General features: G+C 70.4%; 13 protein-coding genes. 4 read left to right on the forward strand and 9 right to left on the reverse strand.

What is annotated here, in order from left to right; genetic code table 11:
• Nucleotides 1-69: 69 nt before the first annotated feature.
• Nucleotides 70-1,020, forward strand: coding sequence for a Gfo/Idh/MocA family protein (locus QM711_RS07955; RefSeq protein WP_415098033.1), 951 nt, complete (start codon nt 70-72; stop codon nt 1,018-1,020).
• Nucleotides 1,021-1,141: 121 nt separating this feature from the next.
• Here QM711_RS07955 and QM711_RS07960 read toward each other — a convergent pair whose 3' ends face one another.
• Nucleotides 1,142-1,372, reverse strand: coding sequence for a hypothetical protein (locus tag QM711_RS07960; protein ID WP_415098035.1), 231 nt, complete (start codon nt 1,370-1,372; stop codon nt 1,142-1,144).
• Nucleotides 1,373-1,423: 51 nt separating this feature from the next.
• On the opposite strand from QM711_RS07960, the gene QM711_RS07965 reads away from it, so the two are divergent.
• Entirely contained in the window at nt 1,424-2,071 is a 648-nt protein-coding gene (locus QM711_RS07965) for a DUF559 domain-containing protein (RefSeq protein ID WP_415098037.1), read from the forward strand.
• A gap of 36 nt (nt 2,072-2,107) precedes the next feature.
• Here QM711_RS07965 and QM711_RS07970 read toward each other — a convergent pair whose 3' ends face one another.
• The 4 genes from QM711_RS07970 to QM711_RS07985 are packed head-to-tail and all read right to left on the reverse strand — an operon-like array spanning nt 2,108 to nt 6,556.
• Nucleotides 2,108-3,151 carry a hypothetical protein gene (locus QM711_RS07970; protein ID WP_415098039.1) on the reverse strand — a complete coding sequence of 348 codons (1,044 nt, stop codon included), beginning with the start codon at nt 3,149-3,151 and terminating at the stop codon, nt 2,108-2,110.
• Between the two features lie 5 nt (nt 3,152-3,156).
• Complete coding sequence (locus QM711_RS07975; protein ID WP_415098041.1) at nt 3,157-4,080, reverse strand: N-acetylneuraminate synthase family protein; 924 nt, start codon at nt 4,078-4,080, stop codon at nt 3,157-3,159.
• Nucleotides 4,077-5,246, reverse strand: a complete 1,170-nt coding sequence (locus QM711_RS07980; protein WP_415098043.1) for a cytidylyltransferase domain-containing protein — start codon at nt 5,244-5,246, stop codon at nt 4,077-4,079. Before QM711_RS07980 ends, QM711_RS07975 begins: the two co-directional genes overlap by 4 nt.
• Complete coding sequence (locus QM711_RS07985) at nt 5,243-6,556, reverse strand: DUF6716 putative glycosyltransferase (protein ID WP_415098045.1); 1,314 nt, start codon at nt 6,554-6,556, stop codon at nt 5,243-5,245. Before QM711_RS07985 ends, QM711_RS07980 begins: the two co-directional genes overlap by 4 nt.
• Before the next feature lie 207 nt (nt 6,557-6,763).
• Here QM711_RS07985 and QM711_RS07990 point away from each other — a divergent pair, with 207 nt between their 5' ends.
• The gene (locus QM711_RS07990) at nt 6,764-7,735 is read left to right on the forward strand and encodes a glycosyltransferase family 2 protein (protein WP_415098047.1); all 972 of its coding nucleotides are present in this window, start codon (nt 6,764-6,766) and stop codon (nt 7,733-7,735) included.
• Complete coding sequence (locus tag QM711_RS07995) at nt 7,732-9,081, forward strand: polysialyltransferase family glycosyltransferase (protein ID WP_415098049.1); 1,350 nt, start codon at nt 7,732-7,734, stop codon at nt 9,079-9,081. The genes QM711_RS07990 and QM711_RS07995 overlap by 4 nt, the downstream gene beginning before the upstream one ends.
• A gap of 13 nt (nt 9,082-9,094) precedes the next feature.
• On the opposite strand, the gene QM711_RS08000 is transcribed toward QM711_RS07995, so the two are convergent.
• From QM711_RS08000 to QM711_RS08015, 4 genes are read right to left on the reverse strand one after another with little or no spacing between them, the layout of a single operon-like run.
• Nucleotides 9,095-10,288, reverse strand: a complete 1,194-nt coding sequence (locus tag QM711_RS08000; RefSeq protein WP_415098051.1) for a phospholipase D-like domain-containing protein — start codon at nt 10,286-10,288, stop codon at nt 9,095-9,097.
• Nucleotides 10,289-10,343: 55 nt separating this feature from the next.
• Nucleotides 10,344-11,018, reverse strand: coding sequence for a LutC/YkgG family protein (locus tag QM711_RS08005; RefSeq protein WP_415098053.1), 675 nt, complete (start codon nt 11,016-11,018; stop codon nt 10,344-10,346).
• The gene (locus QM711_RS08010; RefSeq protein WP_415098055.1) at nt 11,015-12,505 is read right to left on the reverse strand and encodes a LutB/LldF family L-lactate oxidation iron-sulfur protein; all 1,491 of its coding nucleotides are present in this window, start codon (nt 12,503-12,505) and stop codon (nt 11,015-11,017) included. The genes QM711_RS08005 and QM711_RS08010 overlap by 4 nt, the downstream gene beginning before the upstream one ends.
• Nucleotides 12,502-13,296, reverse strand: a complete 795-nt coding sequence (locus tag QM711_RS08015; protein ID WP_415098057.1) for a (Fe-S)-binding protein — start codon at nt 13,294-13,296, stop codon at nt 12,502-12,504. Before QM711_RS08015 ends, QM711_RS08010 begins: the two co-directional genes overlap by 4 nt.
• Nucleotides 13,297-13,348 lie beyond the last annotated feature (52 nt).

Below are 13,348 nucleotides of genomic sequence, written 5' to 3' on the forward strand. Positions count from 1 at the left end.
GCCAGAATCGGCCGGACGCTCCGACGGCAGCCGCACTTCGGGCGGACTCTTGGCAGTACCGTGACGCCCATGACCGATCAGATCCGCTGGGGCATCGCCGGCCCCGGACGCATGGCCGCCGAGATTGTTCCCGAGTTCCGCCTGGCCGGCAACGCCGAGTTGGTCGCGGTCGGTTCGCGTTCGGCGGAGCGCGCCGAGGTGTTCGCCACCGAGCATGGGATTCCGCGCTGGCACTCCTCCTACGAGTCGTTGGTCACCGACCCCGCGGTGCAGGCCGTGTACATCGCGACCCCGCACCCGCAGCACACCGACATCGCGCTGGCCGCGATCGCGGCCGGTAAGGCCGTGCTGGTCGAGAAGGCGTTCACCGCTACCCTCGCCGACACCGAACGCATCGCGGCGGCCGCCCGAGAGTCCGGCGTGTTCGCGATGGAGGCGATGTGGACCCGGTTCAATCCGGCGCTTGCCCACCTGCGCGAGATCATCGCGGCGGATGAGATCGGCGAGATCCGCGGCTGTCAGGGCGACCTGACCGCATTCCGCGCGTTCGACGCCGAGGATCGTCTCTTCGACCCGGCCAAGGGCGGCGGCGCCGTCCTCGACCTCGGCGTCTACGTGCTCTCGTTCGCGCAACACTTCCTCGGCACCCCGGACGTCGTGCGCGCCGTCGGCGGCCGCTACCCCACCGGTGTCGAGGGCGAGTTCTCGGTGCTGCTGGGCTACGCCGACGGACGCTCGGCCACCCTGGCCGGCGCCTTCACCGCCTACGGACCCGGCCGGATGATGCTGACCGGAACCAAGGGCTGGATCGACGTGCACCCACGGTTCCACCGGGCGGCGTCGGTGACCATCTGGCGCGGGAAGACCCCGGAGACCCTGGAGTTCGACTCCGGCTACCGCTACGAGATCGAGCACGTCGGCGACTGCCTGGCCGACGGCCTCACCGAGAGCCCGATCATGCCGCTGGACGACACGATCGCCGTCCAGCGGATCATGGCCGAGGTTCTCGACCAGATCTGAGCGAACCAATCGGTGTCAGATCGGGCACCGCCAGCGGTGCCCGATCTGACATCGATTTTGAACACTTTCGGCGCGACCTGCCGACACTGAGGGCGTGCCATCTCGAATCATCCTGCCGCCATCACTGCGCGAGCTCGCCGGGGCTCAGGCTGGAGTTCTGAGCCGTGGTCAGCTGATCGGCCAGGGCGTTCACCGCCGGGTGATACCCCGGCTGTTGGCCGATGGCGTCCTCGGCCCGCTCATCCCGGGCGTGTACACCTGCGGGCCGGGTTCCGGATGGTTGAGCCGGGCCTGGACCGGCGTGCTCCTCGGCGGTGAGGGTGCCGTTCTCGGTCACGAGGCCGCCGCGCATCTGTTGGGCCTGCGGAAGGCCGAGCCGGCCGAGGTACCTGTCTTCGTTCGAGTGGCCCGGGCCGCACGACCCGGGTGGCGGTTCATTCGCGGCGAACGCCCATCGATCGGGGAGCCGCCCCGCACGAACGTCGAGATCACGGTGCTCGATCTGTGCGCAGAAGCCGACGAGGACGAAATGGCGGCGCTCTTGGCCGACGCGGTCAGCCAGCGGAAGACCACCCCCAAACGATTGCTGGCCGAGCTGTCCGGACGCCCACGACAACGCAACCGTGGCGTGCTGCGCGATGTCTTGGGCGATGTTTCCCGGGGCGCCCATTCTGCGCTGGAGCGTCGGTACCTGGTGCAGGTCGAACGCGCGCACCACCTTCCGACAGCAGTCCGCCAGCAGCAGGCGTTGCGCAGCTACCGCAGCGACTGCTGGTACGACGAGTACCGCCTGCTGGTCGAACTGGACAGCAAATTGCACCACAGCGGCGGGGCCGCGTTCCGTGACATGAACCGCGACAATGAGCATGCGCTGCTGGGACTCACGACGCTGCGGTTCGGGTGGCGGGATGTCACCGGCGTGGGCGCCTGCCACACCGCCAGGATCGTCGCGCAATTCCTGATGACGAACGGCTGGGAGGGTCCGCTGCAGCCCTGTCCCCACTGCCGGTTGGTGCCTGATTCGGAAGCCCGTCAGATCGGGCACCGCTAGCGGTGCCCGATCTGACGGGCTTCTCTCTTGCTGGGCTCAACTCAGCTGGTGGCGCTTCCGGGCGGTGGTGGTCACGTGCTCCAGGAAGTCCCCGGCGCCGACCGGGGCACCGGGGGTGAGCCAGGTGGTCGGCACGTCCGCCACGGCGAGTTCGACCGGGGTATCGAGCAGCACCAGGGGCAGGGTGTGGGTCACCGTGGACGGGTAGCTGACCATCACAGCGCTGACCGGACCGCGGCGGACCGCGATCTCGAGCGGGACGTCGGGCCGGACGATGGTCAGGCCGGTGCGGGCGGCGATCAGCGCCAGCTTGGCGACCTCTTCGCGGCGGTGCGCGAAGTACCGGCCGGCGCCGAACCGCTCGGCGACCGCCGCCACCCCGGCCAGGTACCGCTCGGCGTCCACCACTCCGGTCTCGACCAGTGAGGTGCCGATCACGTCCGCCGCCTCGACGACCACCGGCGGCCCGAACCGGCTGCGCGTCCAGGCGAACGTGTTGGCGCTCTGCCGGATCCCGGGCGGCGCCTGCACCGGCATCGAGGTGAACACCTCAATGCTGCGGCCGTCGCGCTCCGAAGGGCTGAAGAAGTCCCGGGCATGCTCCGACAGCAGGTCGATGACCACGTCCCGGCCGCCCTCGGCGAGGTGCCAGCGGCTGAGCCGGTCGCCGCGGGTCAGTTGGGCGATGAACGAGATGGTGGCCGTGCCGTCGTCGACCACGACCACCTCTGAGACATCGGCCAGCGGCAGCACCGCCTGCACGAACCGCGAGAACGGATCGCCGACCACCAGCCGCTGCGCCTTCACCAGCCGCGGGAACAGTTCCCAGGCGACCGCCACCAGCGATGCCGCCGACTTCCGCGGTTCGTACCAGGTCGCCGCCAGGCCGGCCTCGCGGGCCAGGTCGACCATGGCTTCGAGTTGCAGGCGGGTGGCGCTCTCCCGCGGCGGCAGCACCGCCAGCCGGGTCTGCCCCTCCAGCCCGGCCTGGAAAGCCCACTCGACCACGTTCAGCAGTTGCGCCGGGCTCTCGACCAGCGCCAGGGTGGTCCGCTTGGGTCCACGCTTCTTGGCGGCCATCGTGCTCAGGCCACCCGCGTGGTGTCGCGATCGGCCACCACACCGGGCACCCGGCGGAGCTTCCGCATCGCCGCGTACTCGCCGTCGTACAACCGCTTGACGCCGTCGCCGAGCGCCTCGGAGATGACCCGGACGTCGCGGACCAGCCGGGTCAGCCCAGCCGGTTCCAGCGAGGCGGCCTGGTCGGAGCCCCACATCGTCCGGTCCAGGGTGATGTGCCGTTCGATGAAGCAGGCGCCCAGCGCTGCGGCCGCCACCGTGGTCTGCAGGCCGCGTTCGTGCCCCGAGTAGCCAACCGGCACGTTCGGGTACTCGGTCATCAGGGTATTCATCATCCGCAGGTTCAGTTCGTCGTTGGCCGCCGGGTAGGTGGACGTCGCGTGGCACAGGATCACGTTGCCGCTGCCCAGCACCTCGACCGCGTGCCGGATCTGCGCCGGGGTCGACATGCCGGTGGAGAGGATCGCCGTGCGACCGGATGCCCGGATCGAGCGGAGCAGTTCGTCGTCGGTCAGGCAGGCCGAGGCGATCTTGTGGGCCGGGACGCCGAAGCCGTCCAGGAAGTCGACGCTGGCCACGTCCCACGGCGAAGCGAACCAGTCGATGCCCTTGTCCCGGCAGTATTCGTCGATGATCCGGTACTCCTCGGCGCCGAACTCGACGCGGTGCCGGTAGTCGATGTAGCGCATCCGGCCCCAGGGAGTGTCGCGCTCTATGTCCCACTGGTCGCGTGGGGTGCAGACTTCCGGCGTCCGCTTCTGGAATTTCACCGCGTCGACGCCGGCGGCGAGCGCCACGTCGATCAGGGCGAGCGCGGTGCTGACCTCGCCGTTGTGGTTGAGGCCGATCTCGGCGGTGATGTAGACGGGCTGACCGGGGCCGACCCGGCGGTCGCCGATGAGTCGGTCGCGGACGGAGGTGTCGGTCATGGGTGGAGGTCCTTTCCGAGGATCCAGGAGGTGATTTCACGAACGGCTCCGTGCCCGCCCGGCACGGAGGTGACCAGCCGGGCGGCGGAGCGCACGACCGGATGGGCGGAGGCGACCGCGACCGGCCAGCCCACCAGGGCGAGGCAGCCGAGATCGTTGACGTCGTTGCCGGCGTAGAGCACTCGGGCCGGGTCGACGCCCTGATCGGCGCACCAGTCGCGCAGCACGGTGGCCTTGTCGTCGACGCCGTGCAGCACCGGGACGCCGAGCTTGCGGGCTCGAGCCCGGACCACCGGGTTGGTCTCGGTGGAGAGGATCAGCACCGGGATGCCGGCCCGGCGCAGGGCGGCGATCCCGAGCCCGTCGCCGCGGTGCACCCGGACCTGCTCGGCACCGTCGGAGGCGACCCAGACGGCGTCGTCGGTCTGGGTGCCGTCGAAGTCCAGCACCACCGCGTCCAGGTCGTCGCGGCCCGGTTTCGCCAGCGCGGCGTCCAGCATCGGAGCCAGCAGCCGGGCTCGCTCGAGGTCGTCCGGTTCGTCGATCTCGAGCACCCGGGCCGGGTCGGTGGGCACCAGCACGGTGCGACCGAAGAACCGGTGGCCGGCCGCCCGGAAGCCGTCCGCCCGCATCGCGTAGACCGCGCCGGTCTCCAGGAACTCCGGTTCGCGGTCCTGCCGGCGGGGGCGGCCGGACGGGTCGTGGTTCACGCCCACCGCGGCGCCGGAGGAATCCCGGCGCCAGAGGAAGCCGTGGCTGGGCGCGGCGGTGAAGGCACTGTCGGCACCGGCCCGGACCGCGGCCACGCAGCCGGCGATCTCGGACGCGGTGACGAACGGGCTGGTGCACTGCACCATCACCAGCACCTCGACGGCCTTCCCGGCCCGGACGGCGTGCGCCTCCAGCGCATGCAGCAGGGCCGACTCGCTGGACGCCGCATCGCCGGCCAACTCCTCCGGCCGCCGGACGACGATCGCACCGGCCGCCTCGGCCACACCGGCGATGGCGTCGTCGTCGGTGGACACCGCCACGTCGCCGACGCCCGCGTCGAGCGCAGCCCGCACCGCCCGGGCCACCAGCGGCACACCGCCGACCGGGGCGACGTTCTTGCCCGGCACCCCCTTGGACCCGCCACGGGCCGGGATGACCACCAGGACGCCGCTCACATCCGCGCCAATCGCCGCAGCGCCGGCGCCACCGTGTGCACGCCCTGGCGATAGGCGGTCCGCGCCGCCCGCGACACCAGCGATCGAACCGCCACCGGCAGGTCGGTCAGCCGGTCGTCGTCGGCTTCCAGCGCTCGGCCGTAGGCACTCAGCCCGTAGCGGCCGAGCAGATCGGGCAGCAGCCCGGGGGCGTTGTCGGTGGTGTAGAACGGCCGCAACGGCGTCCGGACGCGCTGCGCAGTCAGGTCGGCGATCGCGGACCGGGCGCGCTCGACGGCGGCCCCGGGACCGATGCCGTGGGCACCTGCCCACTCGGCGTCCACCTGCGGCGCGGCCCCGCCGTCCAGGTCGGCGAACGAGGTGAGGCAGCCCGAGCCGATGAAGTAGTGGTTGCCGAGCGGTTCCCGGACGCCGAAGTCGGTGAGGATCGCGGTGGGGACGCCGCGGTGCATGGCTTCGACGGCAGCGGTGGAGGAGACGGTGACCAGCAGGTCGGTGCGGTCCAGGACCTCGCCCATGTTGCCGGCGACGATCCGCAGGTTTGGCGGCTTCTGGACGCCGAGCCGGCGTCCGAGCAGCTGGTACGGGTGGAGCTCCGGATGGGTGGCCTGCTCACCGGCCAGCGCGCGCACCTTAAGCAGAACCTCGCGGTCGGGGTGCAGCGTGGCGTGCCGGACCAGCCGTCGCAGCACGAACTCGCGTGCCGCCCGGGTCTCGGGCACGCCCGGCTGGGTGGCGAAGGTCACGGTGAAAGCCCGGTCCTCCCGAACGACCGATTCCGGACTGCTCAGGTACGGCAGCGCGGTTTCCAGCACCACCCCCGGATCGGCACCCGCGCCGGCCAACAACCGGCGGAACTCCTCCGCGTCGCAGGGACTGTTGGCCAGGATCACGTCCGACCCCGCCCGCAGCAGCAGCCCCTCGGCCTGCCTTTCGTACACCACGCCGACGTATCCGCTGATCACCAGCGGACGCCGGCAGGCCCGCGGCCAGCGCCGGGCCAGTCCGTGCAGAACGGCTTGGACGGCGCCCCCGGGGAGGGCCAACACGATCGCGTCCACCCGGTCCAGGTCGTCGAGTTCGACGAAGTCTGCAACTGAGCCGACCGGCGCGGGCCGCAACGGCAAACCGGTCTCGTCCAGCTGGCGGGCGGACGGCTCACTCGTGGAGGCGAGCAGCCGTCCCAGTTGGGTCGCCTTCGGGAACAGCTGGCTGGCGGTGAGGACGCCCCACTTCCACCGGCTGTCGCCGTCGGCGAAGACCAGCACCCGCTGGAGTGGGTCGCCGGCGGCGGCTGTTCGTTCGGTCACGCTTCGACGCTAGGGAGCCGATCCGACGCGACGGCGAACAGCAGAGGCCGGTTCGGTGAACGCCAGCAGACCTCCGATCGGCCGCGAGCGGCCGGCGAAGCAGTGTTCATCCGGGCGTCACCAACGGGTCGCTCACGGGTCATCGACATCGGCCAGCATCAAGCCCGGGCGGCACCCCCGATCAGCCGTCCGAAGGAGTTCTCGCGCATGCGACTGTCGGTGGTCATCCCCTGCTACAACGTGCAGGACCAACTGCCGGGCCTGGTGCACAGCCTGCGAGCCAACGCCGGGAACGAGTTCGAGTTCATCTTCGTGGAGGACTGTTCCACCGACGACACCCCGGCAGTGCTGCCGGAGCTGGTGGACGGCCTGCCCGGCGCCGACATCGTCTGGCACCACCGGAACCGCGGCCTCAGCGCCGCCCGCAACACCGGCACCGCCCGAGCCCGCGGGACCTACCTGGTCTGGCTCGACTCCGACGACTGGATCGCCCCCGGCTACCTGGCCCGGCTGGTCGAGACCATCGAGCGTTTCGACTGCGACTTCGTCCGCACCGACCACGTCCGGGTGCTCGGCACCCAGCGGACCATCGTCCGCTCACCCGAGTGGCGGCGGCACGCGGTGCTCGACCCACGCACGGCGATCGCCCCGGCCTTCCGCTCGACCTCGGTCGACTACCCCAACGCCTGGGCCGGGATCCAGCACCGCCGGCTCGCCGAGGACGGCCTGCTCACCTTCGACGAGGACCTGCGCACCTGCGAGGACCGGCACTGGATCTGGCGGCTGCACCTGGGCGCGAAGAGTTTCGCGACGGTCGGCCTGCTCGGCGTCTTCTATCGGCAGGGCCTGGCTGGCTCACTCAGCCATGTGTCGAACCCCACCCAACTGCACTTCCTGGACGCCATGGACCGAGTGCTCGAAGAGGTCCTCGCCGACCCGGACGCCGACCTGCTAGCGATCAAGGCGGTGGACGCCTACTGCGCCCTGATCGGGTTCCACGTCGCCAAGCGCGCCCGGCTCAGCGTCGAGTTGCAGGAGCAACTGATCGCTCGCTGCAGCGCCCGGCTGCGCTCGATGCCCGCCGACCTGCTGACCCGCGCGCTGGCCGGCACCGCGCCGGAGCGGCGGCGGCTGCTGCACCGGCTGCGGGACGACCGGGGACTGCGAGCGGTGGCATGATCCAACTCTGCGTCGCCAGCACGCTCTACGGCGTGGCCACCCTGGCCGCCGCCATCGACGCCGGACAGCTCGGCACGCCCGCTCGCCGGGTGCTGCTGGTCAGCAACAATGCTCTGCATCCGGAGTCCCAGCCCGGACCGCAGGAGCAACCCGGGTTCGCCGCGCTGGCCCGGCGCTTCCATGCCGTCGAGTCCTGGAACACCACCATCGCCCCGTTCCACCCCGGCCAGTGGCGGCCTCAGCCCGCCGATGCGCCGCTGTGGGAGCGACTGCTGCGCAGCACCTGGGGCCTGGGCGACCAGCCGCTGGAACTGGTGCTGGAGTCCATCCAGGCACCCCCGGCCACAGCGCTCGCCGCGGTCTTCGCGGAGTCTCCGGTGACGATCTACTCCGACGGGCTGATGGTCTACGGTCCGACCCGGACGCCGCTGCTGCCGCAGGTCTCCGAGCGGCTCGCCGGTTTGCTCTACGTCGAACTGATTCCTGGCCTGCAGCCGCTGCTGGCCAGCGAGTACGGCATCCCCAGCACCCCGATCGAGGATGCCGCGATCATCGCGGCGCTGGCCGAGGCGTCCGAGGCCACCCGGCTCGACCCCGGCCTGCCCACCGGCGGTGCGCTGATCGTCGGCCAGTACCTCACCGCCCTGGGGCTGACCACCGCCGACCAGGAGCGACAGCTCTACACCGACCTGGTCGGCGACGCCGTGGCGCTCGGGCACCGCACCGTGGTGTTCAAGCCGCATCCCACCGCGCCGCAGACCTGGAGCCGCGACCTGGCCGACGCGGCCCGGGCGGCCGGTGCCGACCTGACCGTGCTGACCACGCCGGCGCTGGCCGAAGCGGTCATCCTCCGGCAGCGCCCGGACGCCGTGCTGGGCTGCTTCTCGACCGCACTGCTGACCGCTTCGACGCTGTACCGCACACCGGTCGCCCACCGCGGCACGGACCTGGTGCTCGACCAACTCGTCCCGTACCCCAACAGCAACCGGATCCCCGCCGTCCTGGTCCAGGCACTGGTGGCCGACCTGGCTCGCGGCGAAGCGCCCCGGCCGGCGCTGCCGTCCGGGGCGGCCGAGCAGTGGCTGCAGCGGCTGGTGCAGACCGTCGGCTACTGCATGCAGCCCCGGCTCGACGACCTGCGCGAGATCGCGGTGCGGGAACTCCGTGAGCACCCGCAGCGCTATGCCCGCGTCGTTCCGCAGCAGCGGCTGCTGCGGCTGGCGCTGCCCGGAGCCGCGGTGGACCTGGGCTTCGCGGTGGCCAACCCGCGGGTCCGCCGGGCCGCGCGGCGAACCCTCGAGTTGTCGGCGGCGGTGCGCCGGCGGCTCGCCCGGCTGGTCGGCTGAACCCCGCGTCCGGTCAGAACGGGAAGTCGGGACTGGCCGCCATGATGGTCCGGAAGTTGGCCCGGAACTGGTCGTGGACGCTCGCCGAGTCGATCTTCAGCCAGGTCTCGTCGTTGTGCCGCAGGGCGTTCAGGGTGAAGTTGTGCGAGCCGACGAAGGCCACCTTGCTGTTCGGCCTGCCCGCGTAGTTGCCCTCCACCAGCAGATACTTGGCGTGCATCCAGCGACCGTTGGCGGTGGCGTTGTCCACGTTGATCCGCGGGTGATTCGCCAGCGCCTGACGCACCTCGGCCGAGACCTCACCGGGGGCATTGATCGCGACATCGATCCAGCAATCCTGATTCGCCAGCGCGCGGAGCTTCTGGGCGACCTTCTCGCGGGTGAATCCCCACACCGCGATCCGGATGATGGTGCGGTGATTGGTCTGCGTGCCCACGGTGGTGTTGCCGGTGCATTTCACCTGATCGTTGAGAGTCCGCCAGATGGTGTCGGTCGTGGGGTCGTCCTGGTCGCCGGTCGAGGACTTGCGCGGGAAGAAGTACGCCTTGTACGGACCGTCGGTGACGGTCCGGTAGTAGTTCAGATTCGTCTTCCGGCGGACCAGGTCATTGAAGTACGCCGTGTAACCCTGGTACAGCTTCGATCGCCCGGCCACGCTGAACGCGGCGTTCCAGGCGTCCAGGTTGTCCGACGCCACATTCGCGGTGGACTGGACGACCACCTTCTTCTTCGAGCCCATCGTGCTGAACAGATAGAACTTGTTGTGGTTGTAGCGGTCGCCGATGCAACCGTCGGTGCACAGCGCGATATAGGACGCCTTGGCGGTGTCGGTGCCGTTGCCGCCGACCCGTTTCCCGATCTGGGTGCGCAGGTCGTTCAATCCGTTGTCGGCGAACGGATGGGGATTCCGGTCGGACTTGTCGAGCACGATCTTGACCTTCACGCCCCGGCTGACCGCGCCGCGCAGCGCGGGCAGCACGCGGGGGTCGGTGCTGTCGATCCGGTACTGCGCGATGCGGATGGTGGCGCCGCGCGGAGTGGCCTTGATCATCGCCGCGATCCGCTTGCTGATCGCGGCCCGGTCCTGGTCGTTGAAGACGGCGCCGAGTTTCGGCGTGGCCGCCTCGGCCGGTTGACCGCCGGCGATCGACAGGCCCACGACCATTGCCAGCGACAGCGGCACGGAAATCCAGCGGGATCTGGTCACGACAACTCCTCTGGTGGTGAAAAGGCAGGGGTGATCTCCCCCACCTTGCCCCAGGTCAGCCGTCCTGGCCAGCCCCCTGGACCAGCAGCACCCGCAGTGTCCGGGGTCCGTGGACGCCCTCGACCCGGTCCAGCTCGATGTCGCTGGTGGCGGACGGCCCACTGATCCAGGTCAGTGGCTGCCGGGCGTCCACGGACGGCTGCAGCCGGGTCACCGCCTCGGGGACGTCAGCGACCACCTGGTCGGCGCGAATCACGCAGACATGCAGATCCGGCACCAGCGACAGTGCCCGGCGGCCCTGGTCGGGGCCGTGATCGAGGACGATGGTGCCGGTCTCGGCGATCCCGACCCGGGACGCGGTGACCACCGCACCGATGCCGTCCAGGTCGGCGTGGCTGAGCACCGGATCGTCGGCGTGCACGGTGATACCGGCGGCGGCCACGGCGGCGCGCCACTCGCCGGGCACTCCGGCCGGCAGCACCGCCGAAGTCACCCCGCGGTCGCTGAGCGCGTCGGCCACCCGGGCGGCCAACTCCTGCGGCGTCACCCAGCTGACCTCGGCGCGATAGTCCTCGACCCGCTCCACGAACAGTCCCAGCGTGTCGTCGGCGGCGCCGGCCGGCCGGAGTCCGTACTGCCACTCGACGGCGACATCCTCGCTCGGCGTCCCCTGCGGCACATCGGCCAGAGCCGATCGGATCCTGCCGCGAACCGCTTCCCGGCTGCTCATCGCTGCCCCCTGGTGGTGTCGGTGTCCTGCTCGGGTTCCTGTTTCACCCACCAGTCGCGGAAGGTCTCGGTGGGCGGCATGGGCAGGTCCCGTGCCCGCGTCCAGCCCGCCGCCGGCCCCGGCAGCGGACCGATCACTTCACCCGGCAGGACGCGGCCGGCCAGTTCGGAGCCTTTCTGAACCAGCGCGAGCCGTTTGCCGCGACCCATCACCCAGCCGCCGGCCTTCATGATCGCCCCCTCCACGCTCGGCCCGTGTGACTCGACGACCTTGTTGCGCAGGTGGACCAGCACCTCGGGAATGTTGATCCGGACCGGGCAGACCTCGTAGCACGCCCCGCACAGCGACGACGCGTACGGCAGCGAGGCGTCCACCGGCGAGGCGGTGCCGCGCAGCTGCGGCGTCAGAATCGCCCCGATCGGACCGGGATAGACCGATCCGTAGGCGTGTCCGCCGACCCGCTCGTAGACCGGGCAGATGTTCAGGCAGGCCGAGCAGCGGATGCAGCGCAGCGCCTGGCGTCCGACCTCGTCGGCGAGCACCGTGGTGCGGCCGTTGTCGAGCAGCACCACGTGCACCTCCTGCGGGCCGTCGCCCTCGCGCACCCCCGACCACATCGAGGTGTACGGATTCATCCGTTCCGCGGTGGACGAGCGCGGCAGCAACTGCAGGAACACCTCCAGATCGGCGAAGGTGGGCACCGTCTTCTCGATGCCGACGATCGAGATCAGCGTCTGCGGCAGGGTCAGACACATCCGGCCGTTGCCCTCGGACTCGACCACCACCAGCGTCCCCGAGTCGGCGACGGCGAAGTTGGCACCCGAGACGGCGACCTTGGCGCGCAGGAATTTGTCCCGCAGGTGGACCCGGGCCGCCCCGGCCAACATCGCCGGGTCGTCGGTCAGCCCGTCCGGCGGCGGAGTGCCGTAACGACCCATCTCTTCGGCGAAGATCTCACGCACCTCGGAGCGGTTGCGATGGATCGCCGGCACCAGGATGTGGCTCGGCCGGTCGTGCCCCAGCTGGACGATCAGCTCGGCCAGGTCGGTCTCCCAGGCGGCGATCCCGGCTTCCTCGAGCGCCTCGTTGAGATCGATCTCCTGGGTGGCCATCGACTTGACCTTGACCACTTCGTCGGCGCCCTTGGCGCGAGCCACGTCGATCACGATCTGGTTGGCCTCGGCCGCGTCGGACGCCCAGTGCACGACCGCGCCGTTGCGGGTCAACGATTCCTCGAGCTGCACCAGGTAGTCGTCCAGGTGCCGCAGGGTGCGGTTCTTGATCGCTTCGCCGGCCTGACGCAGTTGCTCCCAGTGCGGCAGTTCCTCGACCACCCGCACCCGCTTCTCGCGGATGGTGGTGGTGGCGTGCCGCAGGTTCTTGCGCAGCTGGGCGTTCTTCAGCTCCTTCTGCGCGTTCTTCGGGAATTTCGGCATGTCCTGGAGATTGCCGGCCGGCGGCGCCGGAGTGCGGCGTTCGGTGCTCATCGGGTCGCTCCCTGCCGCGGAGCGGTGGTACCGGCGGCGACCAGGCCGTCCTCGGTCTGAGCCAGGATCTCGGCCAGATGGATCGGCTTCACCCCGGCCCGCATCCGGCTGAGCAGCCCGCCGATGTGCAGCAGGCACGAGTTGTCGCCGGTCACCACGTACTCGGCTCCGGTGTCGAGGACGGCCCGTACCTTGTCGGTGCCCATCGCCACCGACACATCGGAGTTCTTCATCGAGAAGGTGCCGCCGAAGCCACAGCATTGCCGGGCGTCCGGCAACTCGACCAGGGTGATCCCGCGAACGGCGGAGAGCAGCTGGTAGGGACGGTCGCCGACCTTCGTCACCCGCAGTGAATGGCAGGTCGGGTGATAGGTGACCCGGTGCGGGAAGTACGCGCCGACGTCGCTGACGCCGAGCACATCGACCAGGAACTCGGTCAGATCGTAGGTCTTGGCGACGATCGCCTCGACCCGGCGCCGCAGGCCCGGGTCGCCGTGCCGGGCGGCCAGCATCGGGTGCTGATCGCGCACCGATCCGACGCAGGAACCCGACGGCCCCACGACGTAGTCGTACTCCTCGAAGGTGTCGACGAAATTCCGCACCGACGGCATCGCCTCGCTGAAGTAGCCGGTGTTGGTGAACATCTGGCCGCAGCAGGTCTGCTGCAGCGGGAAGTCCACCCGGCAGCCGAGCCGTCTCAACAGAGCGACCACCGCCTTGGGAGTGTTCGGAAACAGGGTGTCGTTGATGCATGTCGCGAACAACGCCACCGTGCTGGTAGGGACGCCCATGACCCCTCCTCCGCGGTTCGGTGCTTCCTCCAGTCAATGCCCAAACTCGGAG

Origin of the sequence: Micropruina sp. (genome assembly GCF_047602385.1) — a bacterium.
Taxonomy (GTDB): Bacteria; Actinomycetota; Actinomycetes; order Propionibacteriales; family Propionibacteriaceae; genus Micropruina.

Coding starts and splice junctions, on each gene's coding strand:
- QM711_RS07955 (WP_415098033.1), top strand. CDS start 70: ATGACCGATCAGATCCGCTGGGGCATCGCCGGCCCCGGACGCATGGCC.
- QM711_RS07960 (WP_415098035.1), bottom strand. CDS start 1,372: ATGCGCGGCGGCCTCGTGACCGAGAACGGCACCCTCACCGCCGAGGAG.
- QM711_RS07970 (WP_415098039.1), bottom strand. CDS start 3,151: ATGGCCGCCAAGAAGCGTGGACCCAAGCGGACCACCCTGGCGCTGGTC.
- QM711_RS07975 (WP_415098041.1), bottom strand. CDS start 4,080: ATGACCGACACCTCCGTCCGCGACCGACTCATCGGCGACCGCCGGGTC.
- QM711_RS07990 (WP_415098047.1), top strand. CDS start 6,764: ATGCGACTGTCGGTGGTCATCCCCTGCTACAACGTGCAGGACCAACTG.
- QM711_RS07995 (WP_415098049.1), top strand. CDS start 7,732: ATGATCCAACTCTGCGTCGCCAGCACGCTCTACGGCGTGGCCACCCTG.
- QM711_RS08005 (WP_415098053.1), bottom strand. CDS start 11,018: ATGAGCAGCCGGGAAGCGGTTCGCGGCAGGATCCGATCGGCTCTGGCC.
- QM711_RS08010 (WP_415098055.1), bottom strand. CDS start 12,505: ATGAGCACCGAACGCCGCACTCCGGCGCCGCCGGCCGGCAATCTCCAG.
- QM711_RS08015 (WP_415098057.1), bottom strand. CDS start 13,296: ATGGGCGTCCCTACCAGCACGGTGGCGTTGTTCGCGACATGCATCAAC.